A 25,933-nucleotide genomic window follows, 5' to 3' on the forward strand; every position below is an offset into this window, starting at 1 on the left:
AAAACGGTCTTTGGTGTAGAGATTCATATCAGAAGAACCTTAATCGAAGCACGTATCAATATTGATAATGGCAGCGATTAAGCCGCCATTCCTTAGTATAGAATCTGCAGCATCCTGGCTAAATCACGCTGTTGTACGGTGATTCCATCCATCTTTAAAAATAATATTACCGTCGCAATACTTCCACGTAATCGCTTCATAACGAAGTAAGATAGTTTCCATATGCGTACCTGTTTTTTTATTTGTATTTATCAAATTTTGATGTGAATTTCGTAAAAATGATAATCCAGAAGATTACCGATACCGCGCCTATCAACACGCCATACGAGGGAAAAATATAGATACAAAACAGCCATGATGAAATAACAACAATAGGAAATAAAATATCTGATAATAATAAAGATATTAAGCTTTTAAACATTATATTTATCTCTTAACTCTTCATAAAGCGTAGGCGATCCCAAACCTTGCCGCTTTCATTTTCGTTTTCAGTATCTTTAATTATCATTTCAAAATACAGATATAACATTTGCTCTATCACGTCGTGGTATCTGAAGATTGAGGCGATAGAAAGGCTCATTCTCTTTTCTTCGGTTACTAATTCATTACACACATCCCCATACCGGGGGATTAAACAGGACGTATACCAACTCGCCCTTTCCATGCCTGAAGAGATATTAGAGAGGACGTTTTGTGTTTCTTTGACATAGCTATTCATCCCCCTTTGAACGTAGATTCCTAGCTGTCTGTCACTTTGAAACTTTAGTCTTAGATAGTCTGAGGCTTGCATAAAATCACCATGTCCATATCTTTGATAAGGTTTAAATGGCACCACAGTCGTCAGGATTATACAAGGGTAATTTCTGATTATGTGAGGCTAGTAACGGCTATAAATTTTCCTTAATGAGTGGCGGTTGATATCGACTACTTTCCGGAGTAAATACTGAAGTGGTACCCTAAATTTGGCCATCTGAACAGAGGTGATATTATCGCCTCATCAATAATAAACTTCTGAAAATTCCATTTTCAAAGGTTCTCCAATGGCTTGTTAAAATATACAGGTATAACGTAATGTCTCTTTTTTAAATGGACGTATGAAAATGGCAACTCTGGAATTTTTATGGCTTAAAGACGATGGTGACGACCCAAAAGATCAATTCTGGATAAAGCAGGGTATCGATTATGCAAAAAGAACGGGTTTTTAAGAAACGCTATGTTTTGGTCCCTGCGCTTTTTATAGTTTTGATGATCGCATGGGTCATTCACTTTCTTACATTTCCAGTGGGGCATGATTTGTATAAGACGGTTAAAGTTAATAACCTGGTCACCTTGTATGTAACCCAGGCCAGTGCTGGAGCAATGACGTCATTTTCGTACCACTATTATTTGTATGATGCGACGAAAAGTGAGGCTGATTTTATGGCTCATATTGATGACCAAAGAGCGTTCATGGTCACCTCTGACAGCAAGGCAACGGCCACAGCCAACAATGATCATCTATATCTTCGCGTTCGCGGGGATATATACTCATTCGATAACGGAGGTTATAAAGTTATTGTGCACCTAGACGCTTCGCCTTATTAAAATAAACACAGTGGGGCTTTGCCCCACTTCAGTTTTTCTCTAAAAAAACATCTTAATTTTTTAACTAATTTAATATAAATAATTAGCAAATGTGACGGTGGACGAAAATAAGGGAATATTAAAATATTGGAATGATGGCCGCAGGAATGGTGTGAGAAAAATATTATCACCGCATTTGCAGATACTCTCAGTACGGCTCCTCCCCTGCGAAGCGGGAGGTTGGGTGGGGGTATTAAAGACAACCCGGTGGTGGCATGTTCAACGATTCAAAACAGAAAGAATTACGCAAGGATCTGCGGGGAAATCTTACTTATCCAGAGTTTGTTTTATGGCAGGCGGTCCGGTGTAAAGCGCTGGGTGTTAAATTTCGCCGTCAGCATGGGATTGGGCGCTATATCGTGGATTTTTACGCCGGTGAGGTGAGGCTGGTGGTTGAGCTGGATGGTGAAAGTCATTTCAGTGAGGAAGGAATGGCGGCGGATAAAATCAGAACTGACTTTCTGTGTGATTCAGGAATGAAAGTTATCCGGTTTACGAATCTTCAGGTTATGCAGGAATTACCTGAAGTTCTTGAGCATTTGCGATGCGAAATTGTACGACGGAAGACAATGTTAACCTTCTGATTTTATTTGTAATACCCCCTCCCAGCCTCCCCCTTCGCAGGGGGAGGAGTTAAAAGCTCGGTCGGCTCCCTCCCCTGCGAAGGGGAGGGCTGGGGTGGGGTATTAATGGTTACTCGGTGAAAAAATTCCCACCAAAATAATTTTTATCAGTATTTAGCTCAGTTAACTCATCAATATTACATTTCATCTTATCTATCAATGACCTGATCACTATTCATCTGGTTTTATCCCGTTTTGGGATAATTTTTCTCCCGGTTTACTCTTCCTGTGTAGACGTTTTATTTACTCATAACTCAGGAAAGGATCCTCCATGAACAAAGCACAGAATCATACCGACTGGCATCAGGCAGACATCATTGCGGCATTGCGTAAACGGGGTACGACGCTGGCAGCGGTATCGCGCAGTGCCGGGTTGAGCTCATCCACCTTATCGAATGCGCTGTCACGATCATGGCCGAAAGGGGAGAAGGTGATTGCACAGGCGCTGGAGGTGCATCCGAGCGTGATCTGGCCGAGCCGTTATTTTGATGCGCGGGGAGAGCTGGTAGTGAAAGTCATTCGGAATTCAGCTAAATCCTGAGTGATGATGAGCTTTTTTGGAAGCTTTGCCGCAGCGATGAAAGTACAGAGTTGCTGATAAAACAGTAATCTATATTCTGCACACTGCTCTGTAAGTGAATACATTTTGTTCAGTGGCTACATGAGGGCTACAATGTAGCTACACGACAAAATTGATCCGGAGGTTTTATGACTGACACTGTTGTCAGAGCTCGAGTAACTTCAGCGTCAAAGGCTGCTGCAATGGCAAACGCAAAGGCAATGGGGTTGGATCTTTCGACAATCATTCGAATGGTTGTAAATAGGTTGGCTGTGAATGCTGAGCTACCCGTCGATTTGTTGCAGCCTAATGCAAAAACACTTCAGGCCATTCGTGATATGGAAAATGGAATTGGTGTTGAAAGTGTCGCAACGATTGAGGAGTTGAAGCACGATCTGGGATGGTGATATGTGCTAAGGATTGTTTATCAGACAAGATTTAAAAAGGATGCGAAAAAATACAACAACGACAAACGAGCGCAGGGAGCTATTCTGGAGACATTATCCTTGTTGCAGACGGGTGAACCTTTACCTATTCGATATTGTGAACACCGGCTTTCAGGTGGTTATGCGGGATATATGGAATGCCATGGTGCGCCAGATCTTTTACTCATTTATCAGAGAAATGACGAAGAATTAAAATTGTACCGGGTAGGGAGTCATTCTGAATTATTCTGATATCAGATGAACCCTGCGAAAAACGCCGACTTCCGCCGGCGTTTCCATTCACTCAAAAATCACTCCTTCCAGCCGCCTCCTAACGCTTTATACAAACTGATGTCCTGATTCAGTTGGGCAAGTTGTGTGGTGATCAGCGTTTGCTGAGCAGAATACAGCGAGCGCTGGGCGACCAGTACGCTCAGGTAGTTATCGACACCGCCTTTGAAGCGCATCTGCGAGAGATCGTAGTTGCGCTGATTGGCGTCGGCGTCCTGCTGGCGGGCCAGCAGTTCATCTTTGTAGGTCGCCTGACCGGCTAAGCCGTCGGAGACTTCCTTGAACGCCGTCTGAATCGCTTTCTCATAGTTGGCGATATCAATTTTCTTGGTGTCTTTAGCGATGTCGAGATTGGCCTGATTCACGCCGCCGTCGAAGATCGGGATATTAACTGATGGCATAAATGACCAGGCACCGGTGCCGCCGTCGAACAGTTTACTCAGGCTGCCGCTTTCTGTGCCTGCCGTGCCGGTCAGCGTAATGCTTGGGAAGAACGCTGCACGCGCCGCGCCGATATTGGCATTAGCCGCTTTCAGCGTATGTTCAGCGGAAATAATATCCGGACGACGGGTCAGCAGATCAGAGGGCAAACCGGCCGGTGTCTGCGGGAATTTCCAGTCCTGTTGCAGGGTGGCGTTCGCCAGCAAACTCTGTGGAATGGTGGTGCCGACCAACAGTGTCAGTGCATTGACGTCCTGACGTACCTGACGTGTGTACTGGGCGATGTCGGCCTGCGCCGCGCGCACCGTGGTTTCGGCCTGCACCAGATCCTGTGAAGTGTCGATGCCGGAATCGTAGCTGCGTTTGGTGAGTTCGTAAGATTTTTTCTGACTGTCGGCGGTACTGATCGCCAGTTTTAGCAGATCGTTATCCGCCGCCAGACTCAGATAGCCGGAAGCGACTTCAGCCACCAGCGAAATTTGCGTGGCGCGCTGTGTGGCTTCTGTCGCCAGATAAGTTTCCAGCCCCTGATCGCGCAGGCTGCGTAAGCGGCCAAACAGGTCAACCTCATAAGACGTTACGCCCAGATTCGCGCTGTATTGCTGATACGTCACCGGTCCGCTGGTTTGTGTTGAATACAATCCGCCCGGCAGGTGCTGGTTGGTTTCACCGGCGCTGGCGTCGAGTGTCGGCAGCAGCGCGGCACGGTCAATCTGGAAGGTAGCGCGGGCGGTATCGACGTTTAATGCCGCGACCCGAAGGTCGCGGTTGTTAGCCAGGGACATGCCAATCAGCTGCTTCATCGCCGGTTGATTGAAGAAGGCTTTCCAGCCGATATCCTGCGCAGCACCGGTTTTGGCGCCGTCCCAGTTGCTGGCAACCGGCAGCGCAGGGCGCTGATAATCCGGCTCCATCGTACAGCCGGCCAGCAGGGTGAGTGAAAACGCGCCGATAAGCGACAGCGCGAAATGCGGTTTATTCATGGTGTGTTGCCTCTGGTGCAGGAAGCGCCTTATCGTGTTTTTTCGATTTGCGGGTGAACAGATTCACAACCGTGACGTAGAACATCGGCACGAAGAAGATCGCCAGGAAGGTGGCCGTGAGCATGCCGCCGACCACCGCCGTCCCGATGGAATGCTGGCTGCCCGCGCCCGCGCCGCTGGAAATGGTCAGCGGGAATACGCCGAGGACGAAGGCCATTGAGGTCATGATGATCGGCCGGATACGCAGCTTGGCCGCTTCGATGGCCGCTTGTGCCACCGACATCCCTTCGTTCTCATGCAGCTCCTTGGCGAACTCAACAATCAATATGGCGTTCTTCGCCGCCAGCCCGACGGTCGTCAGCAGGCCAACCTGGAAGAAGACATCATTCGACAACCCGCGCAGCAACACAGCACCGATGGTGCCTAAAATCCCCAGCGGTACCACCAGCATGACGGAGAACGGAATTGACCAGCTCTCGTACAGCGCCGCCAGACACAGGAACACCACGATCATCGACAGACTGTAAAGCGCCGGTGTTTGTGAGCCGGAAAGTTTCTCTTCGTAGCTCAGGCCGTGCCATGCCACTTTGTAACCCGGTGGCAGTTTGGCCGCGATTTCCATCACCGCCTCGTTGGCATCGCCTGAGCTGTAGCCCGGTGCCGGTGAACCCATCAGTTCGACGGAAGACACGCCGTTGAAACGTTCATAACGCGGTGAGCCGTACACCCATTTGCCGCTGCCGAAGGCGCTCCACGGCACCATATCGCCGCTGGAATTACGGAAATACCAGTTGTTCAGATCTTCAGGCGTGACGCGGGAAGCCGCCTTGCCCTGGATGTAAACACGCTTCACGCGGTCGTTGTACATGAACTGGTTCACATACGCTGAACCCCAGGCCGCTGACAAGGTGTTGTTGATGTCGTCGAGGCTCAGACCCAGCGCCTGCGCCCGTTCATCGTCAATTTCCAGCTGATATTGCGGTTCATCTTCCATCCCGTTCGGGCGCACAGCCATCAGGCGTTTGTCCTGTGACGCCATTTGCAGGAACTGGTTACGCGCGGCCATCAGGGCTTCATGCCCCTTGCCGTTGGTGTCTTGCAGGAAGAAGTCGAAGCCGGTGGCATTACCCAGTTCCATAACGGCTGGCGGAACGAAAGCAAATACGCGGGCATCTTTGATGGTGGCGAAATGCGCCATCGCACGACCGGCCAGCGCCTGAACTTTTTGCGCGGCGGCCGGGCGGTCGGCCCAGGTTTTCAACTGCACGAAGGCAATCCCGACGTTCTGGCCTCGTCCGGCGAAGCTGAAGCCATTGGCGGTAAACACCGAAGAAACGATGCCGCTTTCCTGCGTCATCAGATATTCCCGGACGTTATCCAGCACCTGCTGGGTTCGTTCCGCCGAGGCGTTGGCGGGCAACGTCGCCTGAACAAACATCACGGCCTGATCTTCATCCGGCAGGAAGGTGGTCGGCACGCGGGTGAACATAAAGCCGGTGGCGATCACGATCAGCAGGTAGATGCCCATAAACAGACGGCGGCGTGAGATGACCGTGCCGACGGCGCGGGTGTAGCGCATCGCGCCTTTGTCGAAGTTACGGTTAAACCAGCCCGCAAAGCCTTTCTGCGATTTTTCTTCGTCGTTGTGTTTGATGATGGTGGCGCACAGCGCCGGGGTGAAAATCAGCGCCATCAGTACGGAGAGCGCCATCGCGGATACGATGGTGATCGAGAACTGACGGTAGATGATCCCGGTTGAGCCACCGAAGAACGCCATCGGCACCAGTACGGCAGACAGCACCAGCGCGATACCAAACAGCGCGCCCTGGATCTGTTTCATCGATTTGATGGTGGCGTCTTTCGGCGAGAGCTTTTCTTCCGTCATCACACGTTCGACGTTTTCCACCACCACGATGGCATCATCCACCAGCAGGCCTATCGCCAGCACCATCCCGAACATGGTCAGGGTGTTAATGGAATACCCCGCTGCCGCCAGAATACCGAAGGTACCGAGCAGCACTACCGGCACCACCAGCGTGGTGACCAGCGTTGCGCGCAGGTTTTGCAGGAACAGCAACATCACGCAGAACACCAGCACGATGGCTTCGATCAGCGTTTTCACCACTTCCTCAATCGATGCGCTGACCACCGGCGCGGTCTGGTACGGGAACTCGACTTTCACGCCAGCCGGCAGAGAATCTTCCAGCCCGGCGATGGTTTCTCTTACTGCTCTGTCGGTGTCCAGTACGTTCGCGCCGCTTGCCAGACGCAGGGCGATAGCGGTAGAGGGCCTGCCGTTAAACGTGGAGGAGATGGAATAACTTTCCGGCCCCAGATCCACGTTGCCGACATCACTGAGACGCACCTGAGAACCGTCGGCGTTCACTTTCAGCAGCACGTTTTTGAACTGATGAATGCTGTCGAAACGGGTTTTACCAATGATCGTGGCGCTGAGTTTGCTGTCTTTGACCGTCGGCAGGCCGCCGAGGGAACCGGACGACACCTGTACGTTTTGCGCTTCAATCGCCGCGCTGACATCACTTGGGACCAGCTGATATTTATACAGTTTTGCCGGGTCGAGCCAGATACGCATCGCGTATTCTGAACCGAGCAGCAGGAAGTCGCCGACGCCTTTGGTACGTACGATCGGGTCTTCCAGTTTGGTCACCAGCAGGTTACTCAGATCCGAGTTACTCATTTTACCGTCGGTCGAAATCAGGCTGACCAGCAGCATGAAGTTGGCCTGATATTTGGCAATACGGATCCCCTGATTGACCACTTCGGTCGGCAGTTGCGATTCGGCCAGCGACACTTTGTTCTGTACCTGAACCTGCGCGATATCCGGGTTAGTACCCTGATCAAAGGTGGCAATGATTGTGGCACTGCCGTCGCTGTTACTTTGCGATTCGATATAGCGCAGGTTATCCAGCCCGTTCAGTTGCTGTTCAATGACCTGAACTACGGTGTTCTGGGCGGTTTCCGCAGACGCACCCGGATAGGTGACGCTGACGGAAATCGCCGGAGGCGCGATATTCGGGTACTGGCTGATCGGCAGTTTCATGATCGACAGCGCACCGGCGAGCATGATGACGATGGCGACAACCCAGGCGAATATGGGGCGGTTAATAAAGAAAGTAGACATTCAGCTCACCTATTGCGCGGAAGGATCGGTCATCGCGAGATTAGCCTGTTCGGCAGGGGCACTGGCTTTACGCTCGGTGGCGTTGACTTTGGCGCCCGGCCTGACGTTCTGTAATCCGTCGGTGATCACTTTGTCGCCGTCATTCAGACCCTGACTGACTAACCAGTTACCGTTCATCATCTGACCGGTGGTGATGGAACGCTGCTCAACGGTGCTGTCGGCTTTCACCACATACACATAAGGCGCACCTTTGACGTCATGCATGATGGCTTCCTGCGGTACCAGAATACCTTTGTCATCAATGCCTTGTTGTAACTGGGCGTGAACAAACATACCCGGCAGCAGTTCGTCGTGCGGGTTCGGGAAAGAGGCCCGCAGGGTAACGGAACCGGTACTTTGCGACACGGTGACTTCGGAGAATTCCAGCTTGCCCGGCAGGGCGTATTTGCTGCCATCTTCCAGCGTCAGGGTGGCCTGCGCGGCGTTGTCACCGGCGGATTGCAACTTACCGGAAGCCAGCGCGCGACGCAGTTTCAGCAAATCTTGTGAGGATTCATTGACGTCAACATAGATAGGATTGAGCTGATCGATAGTGGTCAGATATGCCGTCTGGCCGCTGGTCACCAGAGCACCTTCGGTATACAGCGAGCGGCCAATATGGCCGGAAATCGGCGCGTACACTTTGGTGTATTGCAGATTGACACGGGCGGTCTCGACATCTGCTGCGGCTTCGCGCTCGGCGGCCACGGCATCATCATATTGCTGACGGCTGACCGCCTGCGCTTCAACCAGCGGTTTATAGCGGCGGGCGGTGGCGTCGGCGCTTTTCCAGGTCGCCATCGCGCGATCGAAAGCGGCCTGATAGGTTGACGGATCAATCTGATAAAGCTGCTGACCGGCTTTGACTTCGCTGCCTTCCACAAACAGACGTTTTTGGATCACGCCGCTCACCTGCGGACGGACTTCCGCGCTGCGAACCGCCGTGGTGCGGCCGGGCAGACTGGTGGTGAGGGCGACGGGCTGGCTGTGCAAAGTAACGATATTCACCGCAGGAGCCTGTGCTGCCGGGGAAGCAGAACTGGCAGAACCATCACATGCGGAAAGCAGTACCACTGTACTGACAGAAAGTAACTTCAGGCGCATAGAATCCACTCTTTTGGGGGAATTGAGAATAACCATTCTCAACAAGTCCTTCACTATACGAGAGCGCCTGATTTCCCGGTGTAAGGATATTGTCATCACCCATGTTTCTATATTTCAAAATATGAGGATAATGTTGCTACATAATCCCTTGTTATTGTAAGGTTTTAATCTTTTCGTGCAGTGGAAAATGGCAGGAAAGTCATTACTTAGTAAACTAATTAATAGGCCATAAGAATAATTATCAGAGGGATGTTCTAAAAGTGAATGAATTGTTAGGTGTTAAAAAAGTGTGATGCATATCAAACAAATTTATACATTTTAACCTGCTCCTTACCTGAAAAGACTAAGGGATTAAGCCCGCAGCCGTTACCTTAAGGGCCGAGAACGAGCAGTTCTCACATTTGCTTGTTGCCAGCCGTTTTGAACAGCGGCCAGTTGCAACCCCCATGCCCACAGTCCGATGTGGGCTTTTTTTTGCCTTTGCACCGCCAGCCAGCTTTCCTCTCGCAAAACTGTGATCCCTTTCATACTCCTGACTGCTATGTCTATACAACTATACATTCTGTAACTTAACTCAATTAACGGTTTATTTTTAGCCAGCGAATTGAGGGAAGACAGATGATAAAACTTGGCAGCAAGGTTCACGATCTGGGGAAAGCCCTGATGACGCCTATCTCGGTGATTGCCGCCGCCGGGATTTTCTTAGGTCTGGCCGCCGCATTGCAGAATCCGGCGGTCACCGGTGAAACCTTTACCCAGATGAAAACATTGCAACTGGTCATCGGCTTTATCCGTCAGGTCTCCGGTGCGCTGTTCGCTAATTTGCCGTTGTTTTTTGCGGTCGCCACGGCAATGGGGCTGGCTAATGCAGAGAAGGCCACGGCGGCGTTTTCCGCCGTGATCGGTTTTGTCGGGCTGCACGTCGGGGTTAATTACAGCCTGCTGGCGCAGGGGATTACGCCGGAAACCATTACGGTCGCCAAACTCACGGCAAAAGGCATGACCGAAAGTGACGCGATGATTTACGCCGCCGAGTTCACCAACACGCTGGGGATTTTCACCTACAACATGAGCGTGCTGGGCGGGGTGCTGGTCGGCCTGATCACCATGTGGCTGCACAACCGTTTCTATACCATCGTGCTGCCGACGGCGATCGCGTTTTTTGGCGGGCGGCGTTTTGTACCAATTGTCACCGTGCTGGTGCTGCCGATCGTCGGTGTGCTGATGTCGCTGATCTGGCCGACGATCGCCCAGGGGATCCAGTGGATCGGCGAGCTTATCGGGCGCACGGGCGAGATCGGCACCTTTATTTATGCCACCTCAGAACGTTTGCTGATCCCGACCGGTTTGCATCACATCATTAATGAAACCGTGCGCTTTACCCCCATCGGCGGTGTCACCACGGTGGATAACCAGAGTATTGTCGGCGCGCTGAATATCTTTAATGCCGCGCTGGCCAATCCGGGCACGATCTCCGATGCGGTCACGCAGCAGGCGACGCGCTTCCTGGCGCAGGGGAAAATCCCGGTGATGATGTTCGGGTTACCGGCGGCGGCGCTGGCGATGTATCACTGCGCGCGGCCGGAACATAAAGGCCGCGTGAAAGCGCTGATGCTGGCGGGCGCACTGGCGTCATTTACCACCGGGATCACTGAACCGCTGGAGTTCTGCTTTATTTTCGTTTCGCCGGTGCTGTATTTCCTGCATGCGGTGCTGACGGGGTTGTCGTTCGTGCTGATGCAAATGCTGCATGTGATGATCGGTAACGTGCAGGGCGGGGCGATCGACTTCCTGATCTTCGGTGTGCTCGGCGGCAGCCGCACGCACTGGTGGTATCCGCTGATCCTCGGCATCATCTACGCGCCACTGTATTACTTCACGTTCCGCTGGGTCATTCTGCGGATGCAGGTAAAAACGCCGGGGCGTGAGGATGAAAATGATGCCGAAGAACGCGCAAAACCGGCGCAGGGCACGGGCGAAAAAACCAAAAATATCATCATCGGACTGGGCGGCGAGGGGAATATTACGGCGGTCGATTGCTGTTTCACCCGCCTGCGCGTGAAGGTCAAAGATATGACTCAGATACAGGATGGCACATTAATGAAAACCGGCGCGATGGGGGTGAAACGCATCACCGAAACGGATGTGCATGTGATCTATGGCCCGCAGGTTGAACAGGTGGCGAATCTGGTGAAGGCGGAGTTGTCGGGCATTGCCTGACGGCGCTTAAGCTTTCACTTTGGCATGGACGCTGAAGCCATAGTTTTTCTGGTTGTAGTAGACATCAGACACTTCAAACAGCGTGCCGTCAGTGAACGACACAATCGCGTGGGAATGCAGCACCGGCTGGTCGCGTGACAGGTTGAGCGCGACGCGTATCTCGTTGGACGGCAGTTCTGCCGAAATCAGTTTGGTGCTGCCCGCAGGCTGGAAACCTTTCGAGCGAATATAAGCATATTTTGACGATGTCATGGCGGCGCGCGTGATATCCGGGAACCGGTCGCACAGCATCCAGCATTGTTCATACACAAACGGCTCATCACCGAGCAGACGCAGGCGGATCATAAAATAAACTTCAGTACCGGCGGGAATATTCAGTTCGCGGGCAATGTCTTCACTGGCAGGCATACGGCGAAATTCCAGCACCTGATTTTCAATGCGCTGATTATTTTCCTGGGCGACTTCGCTGGCGGTGAGATGCCGGTCGAGCGGCAGAATGATTTTTTGCTGCTTTGGCGGCTCAACGACAAAGGTGCCGCGACCGCGAAAACGGGCCACACGCCCCTGACGCACCAGATAATCCACAGCTTTTCGCGCGGTCATGCGCGAGACACCATAGATTTCGCACATGGCGGCTTCGGTCGGGATCGGATCTCCGGGGCGGATTTCGCCGGTGCTGATTTTTTCGGTAAGTTGCTGCTCAATTTGCAGATAAAGCGGCGTGAACGAATTTTTGTCTATCTTCATTAACCCTTACCTCCGACCCTTTTAAATTTCACTTAAGAATAATTGTATAGTCAGCTATACAAAGCAGCCAGCCACCCTGTTGGTTTTCTGCTCAAAATGGGTTTCAGCACACACAAAAAATAAAGGTTGCTGACATCAGCAACCTTTCTGCATTTTGAAACCACTTTCCGGTGGCGTCAGGCGTTATTCAGGCAACAGCGCCGTGGAGGTGAATCCGCACGGGCCATTTTCCTGATTTTTGAACCGCCAGCAGTGCTGATGGTATTTCGCGACCGAATTACGGTGTGCCACACTGATAACTGACGTTTCCGGCAATTCGCTCAGCAGCAGAGCGTATACCTGTTGTTCGGTTTCGTCATCCAGTGCGCTGGTGGCTTCGTCGAGGAACAGCGTATCGGGTTTGATCAACAGCGCACGGGCAAAGGAGAGCCGCTGCTGTTCACCCGGCGAGAGGCGCTGGCTCCAGTTGGCGTAATCATCCAGAATTTCTACCGCCGCCAGATGTGACAGACGACATTGCGTCAGCACCTGTTGCAGTTGTTCATCCGTATATTCACGGCTGGCGTCAGGATAACTGAGCGCATCGCGCAATGTGCCAATCGGAATGTAACTGCGCTGTGGCAGGAACAGATAACGCTTACCTTCTGCCAGCGCAATATTGCCTGAGCCGTAAGGCCAGATACCGGCAATCGCACGCAGCAACGTTGATTTACCACAACCGGAAGGCCCGGCAATCAGCACGCGTTCGCCCGGTTGCATGGCAGCAGAAATATTGCAAAACAGCGGATTCCCGTTCGGCAGGTTCAGCGTCAGTTTATCAAGCTGTAAGGCGTGTTCGGTGCTTTTGCCTACGCTGATGCCGCGCGGCTGAGCGTTAACCTGATCGATTGCCRCATTGAAACCGGCAAGACGGTTAACCGTGGCTTTCCAGTTTGCCAGATCGGTAAAGGCATCGATGAACCAGGACAACGCGCCCTGCACCTGACCGAACGCGGAAGCAATCTGCATCAGCGCACCCATCTGGATCGCGCCGGCGAAATAGCGCGGTGACGCCACCAGGATCGGGAAAATATTGGCAAACTGCGCGTAAAAGTTGGATGCCACGTTCAGGCGACGGGTGACGCGCATGATAGACCACCAGTTGGTTTTGATGGATTCAAACTTGCCGGTCAGCTGATCGTGCTCGTTTTTTTCACCGTGATACAGCGCGATCGCGTCGCTGTTTTCACGAATACGGATCAGGCCAAAACGGAAGTTCGCCTCGAACCATTCCTGATTAAACCCGAGTCTTACCAGGGGTTTACCGATATACCAGATAATGAAGGAACCAATGGCGGCATAGAGCAGCGCGAACCACAGCATGTAGCCGGGGATTTCAACGTGATGGCCCGCGAGCATAAAGTTCAGCGGCCCGCTGATCGACCACAAAATAAATACGAAGGAGAACAGCGTCACCACGCTCGACAGCAGACCGAGCACCAGAGAAAGTGTCCCGCTGGTCAGGGCATTCAGGTCATCGGAAATACGCTGATCGGGGTTATCCACCTGATGCTGATACTCCGTGTAATAATAGGCGTGATTGGTCAGCCACTTCTCCATATACTCTTCAGTCATCCAGCGCCGCCAGCTCATTTGCAGACCCTGCGTCAGATACACTCTGTAGATGGCGATAACGATGAACAACAGCGCCAGCCAGGTAAATTTCCACAGCTGGGCTTTGAAAACCGGATAGTTTCTGTTTTGCAGCGCGTCATAAAAGACACGGTTCCATTCGTTAAACTGTACGCTGAGGTACACACCGGCCAGCGAAAGGATGATGATTGTGGTCAACATGCTCCAGGCACGCCACTTTTCTTCTGAGCGCCAGTAAGGCTTAATTAACTGCCAGACGGCGCCCCATTGCGCCGATTTCCCAGGTTTTTTAGTCATAATAGCCATGTGTAATCGATATGTTGTAAAGCCAATCATCCCAGAATGAGTGGCTCAGTGCGATAGGGCAATGAGCCACTTGTAAGGATGTTTTTCCAGCACGAAGCTCTGTAGACCACAAAAGTAGAAGGATGTTTGATGAAAGTCGCAGTGAATTTACTGCTGGTGGCAGGATGTTTTGCCAGTGTTCAGGCGTTTGCCCAGATTGATGAACCGGATATCGACGCCGATTGTGTTAAAGCCGGGATTTATGCCGCTGCCGGAAAAGTGGCTTATCAGCAGGGTGATATGGGCAAAGCCCGGGAAATTTTTCGTAATCAGGTCGCCTGGAGCGAGTTTTGCCATAAGCCGCAGGACCAGATTGCCACGGCCTACAACAACATTGCGTTGACCTACATAAAGCAGGGCGATTATCTGAAAGCCAAGGCCTGGCTGATGCTGGCACCTGCTGACAAAAAATCACAATACAACCTGAGTCAGATGCAGCCAAAACTGGATGCCTTGCCGCCAGCCGAAAGTCCGGCAGGGATTTACTGGCAATATGCCGGGTTTGGTAGCTGGAATATCGTTGAAGTGAAAGCCGAAGAAGCGCAGTTTAAAATCGATTTCAGCGGGTTATACATGGGGCAGATGTCACTGTATTACGGCCCGAATACCGGCGATTTTTCGGTGGTGACGGCAATCAAGGATAATCACGCGGTTTACCACGAAGCCGATGATGCCTCCGCCGGTGGCGGCGAGTGTAGCGTGGACATGAATTTCGCACCCCGGAGCGTTAAACTTCACACCACCAATGACTGCGGTTTCGGTCACAACGTGCAGGCCGAAGGCGAATTTGTGCGGGTGATGCAGTAGCCTGCCAGGCGTCTGTATTATTGCCAGACGCTGATTGTAATCTCCTGACCGTTTGCTGAGAAAAACCAGTACCGGCTGAGGGGGCCTTCAGGAATAAAAGATGAGCGCGGAACATTGCACCCATCTTTTTATCTGACATTCTGACGACTTAAATCCCTGTCTCTGCGCTTATGTCAACCGGCTGTTCAGTCGGCGTGTGATAATACGCGGCGGCGGCTTTTTGGCGATAGGTTTGCTGCGGGTTCATTTCCGGCTTGCATACTCGCCAGTTTTATATGTTTTCCTTTGTCGGACCATATTCCTTCCGAACGTTTACCTATAACGGTAATGCGATCGAGCGGGATGATGGGTGAATTTTCCCCCTGAGACAATTGCGCCGCCGTTAACAATTGCTCGGGTTCTCCAATAACATGAGCTTCATTGACACCTGTGGTCAGTGAACGCCAGGATTCCGGATTACTGACATCAGAGATTTTGTCCCTTAACGTTTTCTCATCCATCGTTTCCCATCCTTCATTGAGAATCTTGTCCATTAAACTCTTCTGTTGTTTTAAATGCTGGACCAGATTCTTTCTGGCCGTCAACGTCGCAAAGTTTTTTTCGTAACTGGCAACCCGCAGGTTCACGGCGTCAATCTGATAAAAGTATTTCTCTCCGGGCATTTGATTCGCAAAGTCTTTCATTCCCAGCGCCGTTTCTGCTGTATAGATAATAGGTTCAGCCGCTTCGCCGTTATGATATTGGCCCAATGTGCCAGCATCATGAATACTGACGGCATTTGAGAACCCTCCCGCTTTTACTATCTCTTCCGGACTGCGGCCATCGGCCCTGAAAAGCTCTTTAACATCGGTATCAACGATAATTTTGTAATCATCATTGCCCGCGACAGGCTTTTTACCGTCACTGTCATAAAACGTTACCGGATTATTTTTATTCATCCTGAATAGATTCAGGCCATCCACCGTTCCTGCGGGGTCAGCGCTCAGCCAGCGGCCCGCCCACGGCTGATAATAACGATATCCGTAATAATACAGACCCGTTGCATCCCGTTCTTTGCCGGAGTAGCGGACAGTTTTATATTCAGCTTCTATCTGACTGCGGGCAGCCCACAATGCTGTGCCGCCATAGGGATAATATTCTTCCAGACTGATGATCTCGCCTTTGCCGTCCAGCTCGAGTCCGCTACTGCCGGTCAGATTGTCAATGCTGTAACGCACCTGATCGTTGGTCATGCCAGCGGGCAATCCGCTTTCCCAGTGGAGTATCCGTACCTGAGCGCGTCCCGCTTCGCCCACGATGATGGTGTGGCGGCTTTCTGTCCCGGTACTGCCGGTGAGAGAGAGCCTCTGCTCCAGACCGGGCAAGTAGGTTACGTGCTGCGTCTGCTGCGTATCACCTGTTTTGCGTTTACTGACTTTCAGAATGCGCTGACTCATGCTGTCATAGCGGTAATTCTCGCCGTCATTGTCACCCGCGTCCCGCAAGACTGTCGTCACCGTCAGGAGTTCGCCCTGCGGCGTCCAGGTCAGATCCTGACCCGGTTGTAGTTGCATCTGATATCCGGCTGCCGTGAACCATGCTTCAACTTCTTCGGGGTTGTTGGTCAGCGTGCTCAATACTCCGCGGTTGCTGCGGTTGCTGACCGTGATTGAGGTGGTGTAATAAGTGTTGGTGGCCGGAGCACTGTGTCGGATTTCTGTCAGGTTGCCAGCGGTATCGTAGGTGTAGGTGCGGGTATAAAGGGTATACGCTGAGTTATCGGCAGGAAGGGCAAGGGGGCTGGATGAAAAATGACTGCTTTGCTGACCGGCATTAGCCATCTCGCGTCCGGTGGCTTTCACCAGCTGATAAAGGCTGTCATAAGTATAGGCATTTTCAGGTTTTACTCTCTGATTGCGCCAGAAACGGGTTTCTTCAGCATCATTGCTGACGGTGGTTACGTTGCCCACCGGATCATACGCATAACGCAGGTCTTGCAGTACTTTTGCTCCGGCGGCATGTCCTGCCGGGCGCTCGGTTTTCATTCCTGTCAGGCGTTGTGTTGTCGCTTCGTAGAAGTAAGTGGTCACAATGCCATTACCGTGCTCCTCGCGTAATTTTTGCCCGGCGGCAGAATAGGTCAGAGATTTGACGATAACCTGCTCTTCAGCGTTTTTCAGGGTCAGCCAGCTTTCTTTCAGCATACCCGCAATATCATACGCCACCCGCTGCCGGTTACCTGCGGCATCAAGGGTGGTTAATACCGATGTGGTGGCATCCACCGTGCTCAGGGTGGTATGGCGCACTTCATCCAGCCGTACATTCCAGGCAGTGATAGTGTCTCCCTGCCAGTCAGCCACTGTGGCGGGGTTATCTGCATCCTTCAGCAACCGGCGGCTTACTGACAGCGCGACATTGCTTACGGACATACTGTTGGTCTGTAACAAACCCGCCTGATCGTAATGGTGGGTGCACTCGCCAGCCAGATTCACGTCCTTTTCTGCCTGTGAGTTTTTAGCATACACAAACCGTTCGCTCACTCTGGATATGCCGTCAGCAGTTATTTCCGTCACACTCAGAGGACGGCCTGGCAGTGTATTCCCCTCATACTGCCGGGTGCGGAAGACTGCCTGACTGATGTCCTCCCGACCCTTGTCATCAATTCTGATGCTGGATCCAGCCATACGGATCCGGCCCGCTATGTCATTGAGTGTCACCGAGATGCCCGCATCGGCGCTCTGTGCGCGCAGGACATGACCGGAGAGGTCATTTCGATAGATAAAATTTGCCTGCCCGAATCCGTACAGACGCGGGTCACTGCTTTGTGTCAGGAAGCCCCCGGTATTGTACTGATGGCGCATGATACGTTCGTCCGTCTCTTCTGGTGTGTCGGGATGGCGGTGATAGGTGATGTTACGGGCGTAGAGACCACGGTTATCAAGCACCGTGATGGCAGGGGTTTGGCCAAATAATGAGACATTCATAATAAGCTCCGTTATCTTCAGCGATGTGTAAGGTACACATCAGAGATAATTTTAGCTTATGCGCGCAGAACCTTATGAACTTAGCTTACGGGGGGTTAACCCACGAGCATTTCGGGGCTGTGAGCTCAGCACCCTCAATGCTCGTTTGCCATCGGTACCTCTGAATTCGTCATTAAAAAGGAGAAACAATATTTATTGCGGCCACTTCATTTCGCCCTTCAATACTTTCGCACTCAGTTGTAATGAAGAATCGTCTTTCAGTTGCGGATAATGTTTTTTCATCGCGGCGATAAGCGCGGCAGAATCTTTCGCTTTCGGTAATTCTTTTTCCAGCGTCAGCAGATACTGGCGGGTGAATTCCACCGATTCCAGCGTTTTTGGCGCGCCCGGCAGGAAATGTCCCGGTACAACGACTTGCGGATTAAGACCGGTAATTTCATTGAGCGCTTCTACCCACTGTTTACGGGATTTCGGCGTCTGCGTATCTGCTGTCCAGACATGCATGTTATTGCCATTCACCAGCACGCCGCCCACTACCGCTTTCAGCGACGGGATCCAGACAAACGTCCGTTCTTTATCTACGCCCTGAACCTCAAACTTATGGCCTTCGAGTTCAAAGGTCGTGCCTTTCAGCGGTTCAGGAACCACAACAGATTTTGGCGCATTGTCTTTCAACTGCGGTCCCCAGAAAGCGACTTTGCCGTCTTTGCTGGCGTTGATCTGGTCGATGGTGGCCTGCGTTGCCACGATTTTGGCGTCCGGGAACGCGGCATGGATGACATCCAGCCCGAAGTAGTAATCCGGGTCGGACTGGCTGATGTACACCGTCGTCAGTTTCTTGCCGGTCGCCTTGATCATTTCCACCAGTTTTTCTGCGTCATTGCGCTGGAACTGCGCGTCGATCAGAACCGCTTCTTTATCGCCGGTAATGATTTCAGAAGAAACCGGGAAAACGCTTTTTTCACCGGGGTTATACACGTCCATTTTCAGTGCACTGGCGGCGTGAGCGGACAGGCTGCTGCCCAGCAGGGCGGCGATCAGAGTCAGATGTTTCAGTTGCATGGGTTTTCCTCAGAGACGTAAATAATCACATTCAGTAAGACTCTACTGTACGTTGCATAATCCGCGGGAAAAACCGGATAATGCGCAACTGTTTGTTGCATAAACCGGACGAATCATGGACAGAATTACCGCTGCACAAGTGTTTGTTGCCATTGTTGAACGGGGAAGCATGGTCAGTGCTGCCGAATCGCTGAATATGTCGCGGGCGATGGTGACACGTTATCTGTCGGAGATGGAAAAGTGGTCGGGCGCGCGCCTGCTGCACCGCTCCACCCGCAAACTCAGCCTGACGGATGCGGGCGAAAACACGCTGGCGCGTTGCCGGAAAATGCTGTCGGTGGCGGCGGAAATGAGCAGCGTGGCGGATACGGGCGATGAAGCGTTGCGCGGTTTGCTGCGTCTGAGTTGCTCACAATCTTTCGGGCAGGGTGCGGTGGTGATTGCGGTCAGTGAATTTTTGCGCCGACATCCGCAGGTCAGTATCGATCTTCAGCTGGAAAGCCGGGCGATCAATCTGGTGGAAGACCGGATCGATCTGGCGCTGCGCATCACTAACGATCTGGATCCGAACCTGATCGCCCGGCCACTGGCGCTGTGTCCGTCGGTCGTCTGCGCGTCTCCGGCTTATCTGGCCGCGCAGGGTACGCCGCAGCATCCGCAGGATCTGGCAGTCCACAACTGCCTGACGTACACCTGGTTCGGCAAAAGCCTGTGGCAGTTTGCACGGCAGGGTGAACAGGTCGCGATTCCGGTGAGCGGAAATCTGAGCGCCAATGAATCGCTGGTGCTGCTGACCGGGGCAGTGGAAGGCGCGGGAATCGTCATGCAGCCTTATTATTCGGCGGCACCGCTGATTGCCAGCGGCCAGCTCGTCGCCTTACTCAGCGGGTGGCAGCCACAGGAAATGGGGATTTATGCGATTTACATGTCCCGGCGGCAAATGCCGGCGGCGTTGCGAGCGCTGCTCGATTTTCTGGTGGAATGGTTCAAAGGCCATCCGCGCTGGCTGTCGCTGACAGAAGAAAAACGCTGAGTCACCGGCAGGGAATAAGCCAGTGGAATCGGTCCCTTTTTCGTCTTCCGCGCATTCCCTGCAATGTATTGTTATGTAAAGATTAATCCTGATATCGGGTGTTTTTCAGGCAGCAAGGGCACAGACTGCGTCTGGTCAAAAGTGTGATCAACGTGGTATTTAAACCCATCCGGCGCAATGCCGGTGCCTTTACTCATCACTAAAAATATCCGGAGTTTTTATGCCTGTCGCACTCCTGGCACTGGCGCTCAGCGCGTTTGCCATCGGTACCACTGAATTCGTCATCATGGGGCTGCTCCCCAACGTGGCGGGGGATCTGAATGTCAGTATTCCTTCTGCAGGCTGGTTAATCAGCGGATACGCGCTGGGTGTGGCAATCGGGGCACCGATCATGGCCGTGCTGACGGCAAAACTGCCGCGCAAGAACACCCTGCTGCTGCTGATGAGCATCTTTATTATTGGCAACGTGATGTGCGCGCTGTCGTACAGCTACGATTTCCTGATGCTGGCGCGCGTGATCACCGCGCTGTGTCATGGTGCCTTCTTCGGGATTGGCGCGGTGGTAGCGGCAAGTCTGGTGGCGCCTAACCGTCGTGCTTCAGCGGTTGCGCTGATGTTCACCGGCCTGACACTGGCTAACGTGCTGGGCGTTCCGCTCGGTACTGCGCTCGGACAGGCTTTCGGCTGGCGTTCAACCTTCTGGGTGGTGGCGGTGATTGGCGTGGCCTCACTGTTCGCACTCTATAAAAAGCTGCCGGATAAGAAAGAAGAAGAGCCGACTGATCTGCGTAAGGAAATCCGTGCGCTGGGTAGCCTGGGATTATGGCTGTCGCTGTCGATCACTATTTTCTTTGCTGCCGCGATGTTCGCGCTGTTCACGTATATCGCGCCTATCCTGACGCAAATTACCGGCGTGTCTGAGCACGGTGTCAGCTGGACGCTGCTGCTGATCGGCCTCGGTCTGACCATCGGTAACGTGCTGGGCGGGCGTCTGGCGGACTGGCGTCTGGGTATCTCGCTGACCCTGACTTTCCTGATGATCGCCATATTCTCCGTGCTGTTCAGCTACACCAGCGTTCATCTGGTGGCGGCGGAAATCACGCTGTTTATCTGGGCGATGGTGAACTTTGCCGCGGTGCCTGCCTTGCAGGTTAACGTGGTGACCTATGGCAAAAACGCGCCAAACCTGGTGTCGACCCTGAACATTGCGGCGTTTAACGTGGGCAATGCGCTGGGTGCCTGGGTGGGCGGCGCGGTGATTGAACGCGGAATGGGACTGAGCACTGTGCCGCTGGCGGCGGGCGCACTCGGCGCTATCGGCTTCGTACTGTGTGTGATCACTTTCCGCCGTGCGGCGAAGAAAGCGGAAAAAGCGGCCGCGTAATTCAGCCGCTAAAAAAATTAAAGGCCATGCAGGATTTCTCCGGCGTGGCCTTATTTTTTTCTGTTCAGCGCATCAGCGCGGCCTCGAGATGCCCGGCAAAGCGTTGCGCCTGCTGATGGCAGTGTTCGGTAAATGTGGTGACCAGCGCCGAAGCGGGGCGGTGCAATGGCCGGATCAGGCTGACGGTAAAGGGTACGGCGACGCTGAATTCCCGCAGGACGAGTCCGTTGTCACAATAATCCAATGCGGTCAGCGGGTTGACGATCGACACGCCCGCGCCTTCGCGCACCATACTGCACACTGACGCGGCGCTGTGGGTTTCCATCACCAGCCGCCGCGTAACCTGTTGTTCCATAAATAACGTATCCAGCAGTTGCCGGTAACTGTCGGTCGCTGACAGGCTGATATAATTCAGCCCGCTGAAATCTTGTGGTGTGAGTCGCGATTTYTCAGCCAAAGGATGTCCGGCAGGCARCACGCACACTTCGTTAAGCGTCAGCAGCGTCTGGCGCTCGGTTCCGGCTGGGGTCTGGGTGTTTTCCGTCAACCCCAAATCATGGCGCTGCGCCGACAGCCATTCTTCCAGCAGCGGCGATTCCTGCGGCACAATATTGAAACTGACGTCAGGGTAGCGGTCGAGAAACGGTTTACACACCGCAGGCAGCAGCGACTGACTGAACACCGGCAGGCAGGCGATCGACAGTTGCGCCTGCTCGAACTGGCGGATGCCTTCCGCTGCGCTGATAATTCTGTCCAGCCCGTAGTACGAGCGCTGCACTTCCTCAAAAAGCCGCAGACCCTGAACGGTAGGATATAAACGCCCGCGCAGGCGTTCGAATAACTGCAGATTCAGCAACTTTTCGCAGCGCGCCAGTTCACGGCTGACTGTCGGCTGCGAGGTATTGAGCAACGCAGCGGCTTCCGTCAGATTGCCGGTGGTCATGACCGCATGAAAAATTTCGATATGGCGCAGGGAAATAGCTGGCATGGTTTCATCCGCTAAGCGATGACAATAGCCCATATCATAAATGAATAGACTTGCCTGAAATAGATATTTTATCGCCGGTCTGCCACGCGGCATACTGAGGGAAATATGACGGACTTCAACTGACGGAAAATCTTATGCCACGCGCTCTGAACGATATGTCTACCGCGCTTAATGCCGCGAATTTACTGGCTCTGCCGCAACAATTTGGCTGCCCTGTGTGGGCGTATGACGCTGACATTATCAAACAGCGCATCGCGCAGTTGCGCCAGTTTGACGTGATCCGTTTTGCGCAGAAAGCCTGTTCTAATATTCATATCCTGCGTCTGATGCGCGAGCAGGGCGTGAAGGTCGATTCCGTTTCTCTGGGTGAAATTGAGCGTGCGCTGGTGGCCGGTTTTATTCCGGGCGGCACAGACAGTGAGATTGTGTTTACTGCTGACGTACTGGATCAACCGACGCTGGAGCGCGTGACAGCGCTGGATATTCCGGTGAACGCCGGTTCCATCGACATGCTCAGTCAGATTGGTCAGCATAAAGCCGGGCATCCGGTGTGGCTGCGCGTGAACCCGGGCTTCGGTCACGGGCACAGCCAGAAAACCAATACCGGCGGCGAAAACAGTAAACACGGGATCTGGTATGCCGATTTACCGCAGGCGCTGACAGAGATTGCCCGTTACGACCTGAAACTGGTGGGCATTCATATGCATATCGGTTCCGGCGTGGATTATGGTCACCTTGAGCAGGTTTGCGATGCGATGGTGCGTCAGGTGATTGAAACCGGACACGATATTGAAGCGATCTCCGCCGGTGGCGGCCTGTCGATCCCCTATCATTTTGAAGAAGAATCCATTGATACCGGCCACTATTTTGGTCTGTGGAATCGTGCGCGCGAGCAGATTGCCGCGCATCTCGGGCATGAGATTAAACTGGAGATCGAACCGGGGCGTTTCCTGGTGGCGGAATCCGGCGTGCTGGTGGCGCAAATCCGTGCGGTGAAAAACATGGGCAGCCGTCATTTCGTGCTGTGCGACGCAGGCTTTAATGACCTGATGCGCCCGGCGATGTACGGCAGCTATCATCATATTTCACTGTTACCGGCCGATGGCCGCGATGTGAGCGGACAACCGCTGACGGATTCCGTGATCGCCGGTCCGCTGTGTGAATCCGGCGACGTGTTTACCCAGCAGGCAGGCGGCGGAGTGGAAACCTTCCCGCTGCCGCCGGTACACATCGGCGATTATCTGGTGTTCCACGATACCGGCGCGTACGGCGCATCGATGTCATCAAACTACAACACCCGACCTCTGCTGCCGGAAGTATTGTTTGAGAATGGCGTGCCAAGACTGATTCGTCGCAGGCAGACGGTGGAAGAGTTAATTGCTCTGGAGCTCTAGTCTCTGCGTCTGAGCCGGTGAGGTGGCTTGCTTTGCTCCTCCCCCTGCGAAGGGGGAGGCGGGGAGGGGGGTTTTAAATACAAAGCAATGAGTTAAAGCACACTTTGAATTTTGTTTTTGACCTTAATACCCCACCCCAATCCTCCCCTTCGCAGGGGAGAACGTTTACTTATCAAACATCTCTTTTCTCAGTAACACGATTTCTTCTGCCAGATCACGGCACAGCATGGCGGTCATCAGATGATCCTGCGAGTGCACCATGATCAGATTCACCGGAATTTTCCCCACGCCTTCATCCAGGCCAATCAGTTGCGTCTGTACTTTGTGCGCAACACGCGCCGCGTCGTCCGAGGCTTTCAGCATCGCATCAGCCTGTTCCCATTCTTTTTTACGTGCATGCTGAATCGCCATCATGGCGTTAGATCGTGCTTCTCCGGCGTTGATCAATAACTCCATCACCGTTTGTTCCAGATCGAATTCCATCGAAAACTCCAAATTGGTATACCAGAAAGGGGTGAAATCATCATATTGGAATTCCAATATTCACATGTGAGAACGCTGTCACAGAAATTAATTCGTATTCCGCTATTTTTTGGCATGCCACATTACGAAATTATTCCCGAAATATGGCCGACAGGATGATTTACAGAACCGGAATCTGACCCTGCTTCGTACGACACCTTTATTCCTCATTCAATATAAAAGGTGAAGACGAAATCAACACCTGTGAAGTATAGAAAAAAGAAAATGAGGTGCTGTCATGTCACTGAAAGACCGCTTTATCGATTCTCTGGGGGGATTCGCCAACACCTTTAATAGCTTCCGATACATCATGGCTATTAAGGCGTCTTTTATCACGTTAATGCCCGTTATTATTGTGGGGGCATTCTCAGTTTTAATTTCAAATATGGTGATGGATCCGAAAAACGGATTAGCGCATTTTGAAATGTTCTCCTGGCTGGCCACCCTCAAACCGATCATGAGCAGTATTAACTACGCCACGCTCAGTTTTCTGACCATCGGTGCGGTGTTTTTAATTGGTATCGAACTCGGGAAAATTAACGGCTCACGTTCGTTATTTCCCGGCCTGCTGGCAGTGATTTGCTTTATTGCTGTCACGCCAACCACCGTCGATATGATGGTTAACGGCCAGATGCAGGAAGTGAAAGATGTGCTGGCAAAACAATTCTCCGATACTAAAAGTCTGTTCCTCGGCATGTTTATTGCCATTCTGTCGGTGGAGATTTATTCCCGTCTGGAACGGGTTAACGGCCTGCGTATAAAGATGCCTGAGAGCGTGCCGCCCAATGTGTCGGCGTCATTCTCGGCGTTAATTCCCGCCATTATTACCGTGGTGCTCGTCGCTACCTTCGGCTTTGTATTCCACCGCGTCACCGGCATGTATCTGTACGATGCGGTGTATCAGGTGATTCAGCGTCCGCTGGAATCGGTGATGCAAAGTCTGCCGGGCATTCTGCTGCTGATGTTTGTCGCGCAGCTGTTCTGGGTGATTGGTATTCATGGCAACCAGATGATTAAACCGATTCGCGAACCGCTGTTGCTCGGCGCCATCATGGTTAACATGACCGCGTTTGAGCAGGGTCATGAGGTGCCAAACATCATCACCATGCCGTTCTGGGATGTATATATGAGCATCGGAGGCTCGGGTTGTACCATCGGTTTGTTGCTGGCGGTGATGATCGCTACCCGCCGCAAAGAGATGCGCGAAATCGCCAAACTGTCCCTCGGGCCAAGTTTCTTCAACATCAATGAACCGGTGATTTTCGGTATGCCGATTATGCTCAACCCGATCCTGGCTATCCCGTTCATCATCACGCCGCTGATCACCGGCACCATCGGCTATTTTGCCACCAGCCTCGGATTCGCCGGACGCGCGGTGGTGATGGTGCCGTGGACCACACCGCCGATTATCAACGCCTGGCTGTCAACGGCCGGATCGATGGGCGCGGTGTTTACCCAGATTGGCTGCATTGTGGTGGCGGTACTGATTTATCTGCCGTTTGTGAAAGTCGCGGCGCGTCGTGCCGATCAGGCTCAGCTTGAAGCCATGCAGCAGAGCCAGAAACAGGCTGCCACGGCGTAAATTATTCGGAAAATGAGGGATGTT

20 protein-coding genes and 1 pseudogene are annotated in these 25,933 nt (G+C 52.6%); 11 read left to right on the top strand and 10 right to left on the bottom strand.

Annotation, left to right across the window (positions count from 1 at the left end):
• Positions 1-123: 123 nt before the first annotated feature.
• Positions 124-234 (bottom strand): annotated as a pseudogene (locus AC1DUO_RS10700) (type VI secretion system tube protein Hcp); the annotation flags it as partial.
• A 948-nt stretch (positions 235-1,182) separates the two neighbouring features.
• On the opposite strand from AC1DUO_RS10700, the gene AC1DUO_RS10705 reads away from it, so the two are divergent.
• The 5 genes from AC1DUO_RS10705 (at position 1,183) to AC1DUO_RS10725 (ending at position 3,482) form a co-directional block, all read left to right on the top strand.
• Positions 1,183-1,584: a hypothetical protein gene (locus tag AC1DUO_RS10705; protein WP_443567965.1), complete on the top strand. Its 402-nt coding sequence runs from the start codon at positions 1,183-1,185 to the stop codon at positions 1,582-1,584.
• A gap of 254 nt (positions 1,585-1,838) precedes the next feature.
• On the top strand, positions 1,839-2,207 hold the full coding sequence (locus tag AC1DUO_RS10710) for an endonuclease domain-containing protein (protein ID WP_126124634.1): 369 nt from the start codon (positions 1,839-1,841) through the stop codon (positions 2,205-2,207).
• 310 nt (positions 2,208-2,517) lie between these two features.
• The gene (locus AC1DUO_RS10715; RefSeq protein ID WP_047607556.1) at positions 2,518-2,787 is read left to right on the top strand and encodes a helix-turn-helix domain-containing protein; all 270 of its coding nucleotides are present in this window, start codon (positions 2,518-2,520) and stop codon (positions 2,785-2,787) included.
• A gap of 167 nt (positions 2,788-2,954) precedes the next feature.
• Positions 2,955-3,212, top strand: coding sequence for a type II toxin-antitoxin system RelB/DinJ family antitoxin (locus tag AC1DUO_RS10720; RefSeq protein WP_013574135.1), 258 nt, complete (start codon positions 2,955-2,957; stop codon positions 3,210-3,212).
• 3 nt (positions 3,213-3,215) lie between these two features.
• Entirely contained in the window at positions 3,216-3,482 is a 267-nt protein-coding gene (locus AC1DUO_RS10725; protein ID WP_013574136.1) for a type II toxin-antitoxin system RelE/ParE family toxin, read from the top strand.
• 59 nt (positions 3,483-3,541) lie between these two features.
• Here AC1DUO_RS10725 and AC1DUO_RS10730 read toward each other — a convergent pair whose 3' ends face one another.
• The 3 genes from AC1DUO_RS10730 to AC1DUO_RS10740 are packed head-to-tail and all read right to left on the bottom strand — an operon-like array spanning position 3,542 to position 9,230.
• Entirely contained in the window at positions 3,542-4,945 is a 1,404-nt protein-coding gene (locus AC1DUO_RS10730) for an efflux transporter outer membrane subunit (protein WP_013574137.1), read from the bottom strand.
• A complete protein-coding gene (locus AC1DUO_RS10735) occupies positions 4,938-8,087 on the bottom strand; it encodes an efflux RND transporter permease subunit (RefSeq protein ID WP_013574138.1) in 3,150 nt (1,049 codons plus the stop codon). Before AC1DUO_RS10735 ends, AC1DUO_RS10730 begins: the two co-directional genes overlap by 8 nt.
• A gap of 9 nt (positions 8,088-8,096) precedes the next feature.
• Positions 8,097-9,230, bottom strand: a complete 1,134-nt coding sequence (locus tag AC1DUO_RS10740; RefSeq protein ID WP_223510331.1) for an efflux RND transporter periplasmic adaptor subunit — start codon at positions 9,228-9,230, stop codon at positions 8,097-8,099.
• Between the two features lie 618 nt (positions 9,231-9,848).
• On the opposite strand from AC1DUO_RS10740, the gene AC1DUO_RS10745 reads away from it, so the two are divergent.
• A complete protein-coding gene (locus AC1DUO_RS10745; protein ID WP_013574140.1) occupies positions 9,849-11,450 on the top strand; it encodes a PTS transporter subunit EIIC in 1,602 nt (533 codons plus the stop codon).
• Between the two features lie 6 nt (positions 11,451-11,456).
• On the opposite strand, the gene AC1DUO_RS10750 is transcribed toward AC1DUO_RS10745, so the two are convergent.
• Both AC1DUO_RS10750 and AC1DUO_RS10755 read right to left on the bottom strand, forming a co-directional pair.
• On the bottom strand, positions 11,457-12,197 hold the full coding sequence (locus AC1DUO_RS10750) for a GntR family transcriptional regulator (protein ID WP_015689424.1): 741 nt from the start codon (positions 12,195-12,197) through the stop codon (positions 11,457-11,459).
• 183 nt (positions 12,198-12,380) lie between these two features.
• Positions 12,381-14,135 (bottom strand): ABC transporter ATP-binding protein/permease, encoded by a 1,755-nt coding sequence (locus AC1DUO_RS10755; RefSeq protein ID WP_477987287.1) that lies wholly within the window; start codon positions 14,133-14,135, stop codon positions 12,381-12,383.
• A gap of 129 nt (positions 14,136-14,264) precedes the next feature.
• Here AC1DUO_RS10755 and AC1DUO_RS10760 point away from each other — a divergent pair, with 129 nt between their 5' ends.
• Positions 14,265-14,981: a tetratricopeptide repeat protein gene (locus tag AC1DUO_RS10760; RefSeq protein WP_112152353.1), complete on the top strand. Its 717-nt coding sequence runs from the start codon at positions 14,265-14,267 to the stop codon at positions 14,979-14,981.
• Positions 14,982-15,166: 185 nt separating this feature from the next.
• Here the strand turns inward: AC1DUO_RS10760 and AC1DUO_RS10765 are convergent, their stop codons facing one another.
• Together AC1DUO_RS10765 and AC1DUO_RS10770 are read right to left on the bottom strand one after the other, a co-directional pair.
• A complete protein-coding gene (locus AC1DUO_RS10765; RefSeq protein ID WP_477987290.1) occupies positions 15,167-17,944 on the bottom strand; it encodes an RHS repeat-associated core domain-containing protein in 2,778 nt (925 codons plus the stop codon).
• A gap of 192 nt (positions 17,945-18,136) precedes the next feature.
• Entirely contained in the window at positions 18,137-19,006 is an 870-nt protein-coding gene (locus tag AC1DUO_RS10770) for an MBL fold metallo-hydrolase (RefSeq protein WP_013574144.1), read from the bottom strand.
• A 115-nt stretch (positions 19,007-19,121) separates the two neighbouring features.
• On the opposite strand from AC1DUO_RS10770, the gene AC1DUO_RS10775 reads away from it, so the two are divergent.
• Entirely contained in the window at positions 19,122-20,039 is a 918-nt protein-coding gene (locus AC1DUO_RS10775) for a LysR family transcriptional regulator (RefSeq protein WP_013574145.1), read from the top strand.
• 220 nt (positions 20,040-20,259) lie between these two features.
• Complete coding sequence (locus tag AC1DUO_RS10780) at positions 20,260-21,423, top strand: MFS transporter (protein ID WP_013574146.1); 1,164 nt, start codon at positions 20,260-20,262, stop codon at positions 21,421-21,423.
• 64 nt (positions 21,424-21,487) lie between these two features.
• Here AC1DUO_RS10780 and AC1DUO_RS10785 read toward each other — a convergent pair whose 3' ends face one another.
• A complete protein-coding gene (locus AC1DUO_RS10785; protein WP_013574147.1) occupies positions 21,488-22,411 on the bottom strand; it encodes a LysR family transcriptional regulator in 924 nt (307 codons plus the stop codon).
• Between the two features lie 134 nt (positions 22,412-22,545).
• On the opposite strand from AC1DUO_RS10785, the gene lysA reads away from it, so the two are divergent.
• A complete protein-coding gene (lysA, locus tag AC1DUO_RS10790; RefSeq protein WP_037035173.1) occupies positions 22,546-23,805 on the top strand; it encodes a diaminopimelate decarboxylase in 1,260 nt (419 codons plus the stop codon).
• A gap of 165 nt (positions 23,806-23,970) precedes the next feature.
• On the opposite strand, the gene AC1DUO_RS10795 is transcribed toward lysA, so the two are convergent.
• Positions 23,971-24,288 (bottom strand): PTS lactose/cellobiose transporter subunit IIA, encoded by a 318-nt coding sequence (locus AC1DUO_RS10795; RefSeq protein ID WP_013574149.1) that lies wholly within the window; start codon positions 24,286-24,288, stop codon positions 23,971-23,973.
• Positions 24,289-24,565: 277 nt separating this feature from the next.
• Between AC1DUO_RS10795 and AC1DUO_RS10800 the strand changes: the two genes are divergently transcribed.
• Positions 24,566-25,909 (top strand): PTS sugar transporter subunit IIC, encoded by a 1,344-nt coding sequence (locus AC1DUO_RS10800; protein WP_013574150.1) that lies wholly within the window; start codon positions 24,566-24,568, stop codon positions 25,907-25,909.
• Positions 25,910-25,933 lie beyond the last annotated feature (24 nt).

Source organism: Rahnella sp. P4_A8, from assembly GCF_056402435.1.

Excerpts from the sequence above, each read along its gene's own strand:
- AC1DUO_RS10705 (WP_443567965.1), top strand. The coding sequence starts at position 1,183 with ATGCAAAAAGAACGGGTTTTTAAGAAACGCTATGTTTTGGTCCCTGCG.
- AC1DUO_RS10710 (WP_126124634.1), top strand. The coding sequence starts at position 1,839 with ATGTTCAACGATTCAAAACAGAAAGAATTACGCAAGGATCTGCGGGGA.
- AC1DUO_RS10715 (WP_047607556.1), top strand. The coding sequence starts at position 2,518 with ATGAACAAAGCACAGAATCATACCGACTGGCATCAGGCAGACATCATT.
- AC1DUO_RS10720 (WP_013574135.1), top strand. The coding sequence starts at position 2,955 with ATGACTGACACTGTTGTCAGAGCTCGAGTAACTTCAGCGTCAAAGGCT.
- AC1DUO_RS10730 (WP_013574137.1), bottom strand. The coding sequence starts at position 4,945 with ATGAATAAACCGCATTTCGCGCTGTCGCTTATCGGCGCGTTTTCACTC.
- AC1DUO_RS10735 (WP_013574138.1), bottom strand. The coding sequence starts at position 8,087 with ATGTCTACTTTCTTTATTAACCGCCCCATATTCGCCTGGGTTGTCGCC.
- AC1DUO_RS10740 (WP_223510331.1), bottom strand. The coding sequence starts at position 9,230 with ATGCGCCTGAAGTTACTTTCTGTCAGTACAGTGGTACTGCTTTCCGCA.
- AC1DUO_RS10745 (WP_013574140.1), top strand. The coding sequence starts at position 9,849 with ATGATAAAACTTGGCAGCAAGGTTCACGATCTGGGGAAAGCCCTGATG.
- AC1DUO_RS10750 (WP_015689424.1), bottom strand. The coding sequence starts at position 12,197 with ATGAAGATAGACAAAAATTCGTTCACGCCGCTTTATCTGCAAATTGAG.
- AC1DUO_RS10760 (WP_112152353.1), top strand. The coding sequence starts at position 14,265 with ATGAAAGTCGCAGTGAATTTACTGCTGGTGGCAGGATGTTTTGCCAGT.
- AC1DUO_RS10765 (WP_477987290.1), bottom strand. The coding sequence starts at position 17,944 with ATGAATGTCTCATTATTTGGCCAAACCCCTGCCATCACGGTGCTTGAT.
- AC1DUO_RS10770 (WP_013574144.1), bottom strand. The coding sequence starts at position 19,006 with ATGCAACTGAAACATCTGACTCTGATCGCCGCCCTGCTGGGCAGCAGC.
- AC1DUO_RS10775 (WP_013574145.1), top strand. The coding sequence starts at position 19,122 with ATGGACAGAATTACCGCTGCACAAGTGTTTGTTGCCATTGTTGAACGG.
- AC1DUO_RS10780 (WP_013574146.1), top strand. The coding sequence starts at position 20,260 with ATGCCTGTCGCACTCCTGGCACTGGCGCTCAGCGCGTTTGCCATCGGT.
- lysA (WP_037035173.1), top strand. The coding sequence starts at position 22,546 with ATGCCACGCGCTCTGAACGATATGTCTACCGCGCTTAATGCCGCGAAT.
- AC1DUO_RS10795 (WP_013574149.1), bottom strand. The coding sequence starts at position 24,288 with ATGGAATTCGATCTGGAACAAACGGTGATGGAGTTATTGATCAACGCC.
- AC1DUO_RS10800 (WP_013574150.1), top strand. The coding sequence starts at position 24,566 with ATGTCACTGAAAGACCGCTTTATCGATTCTCTGGGGGGATTCGCCAAC.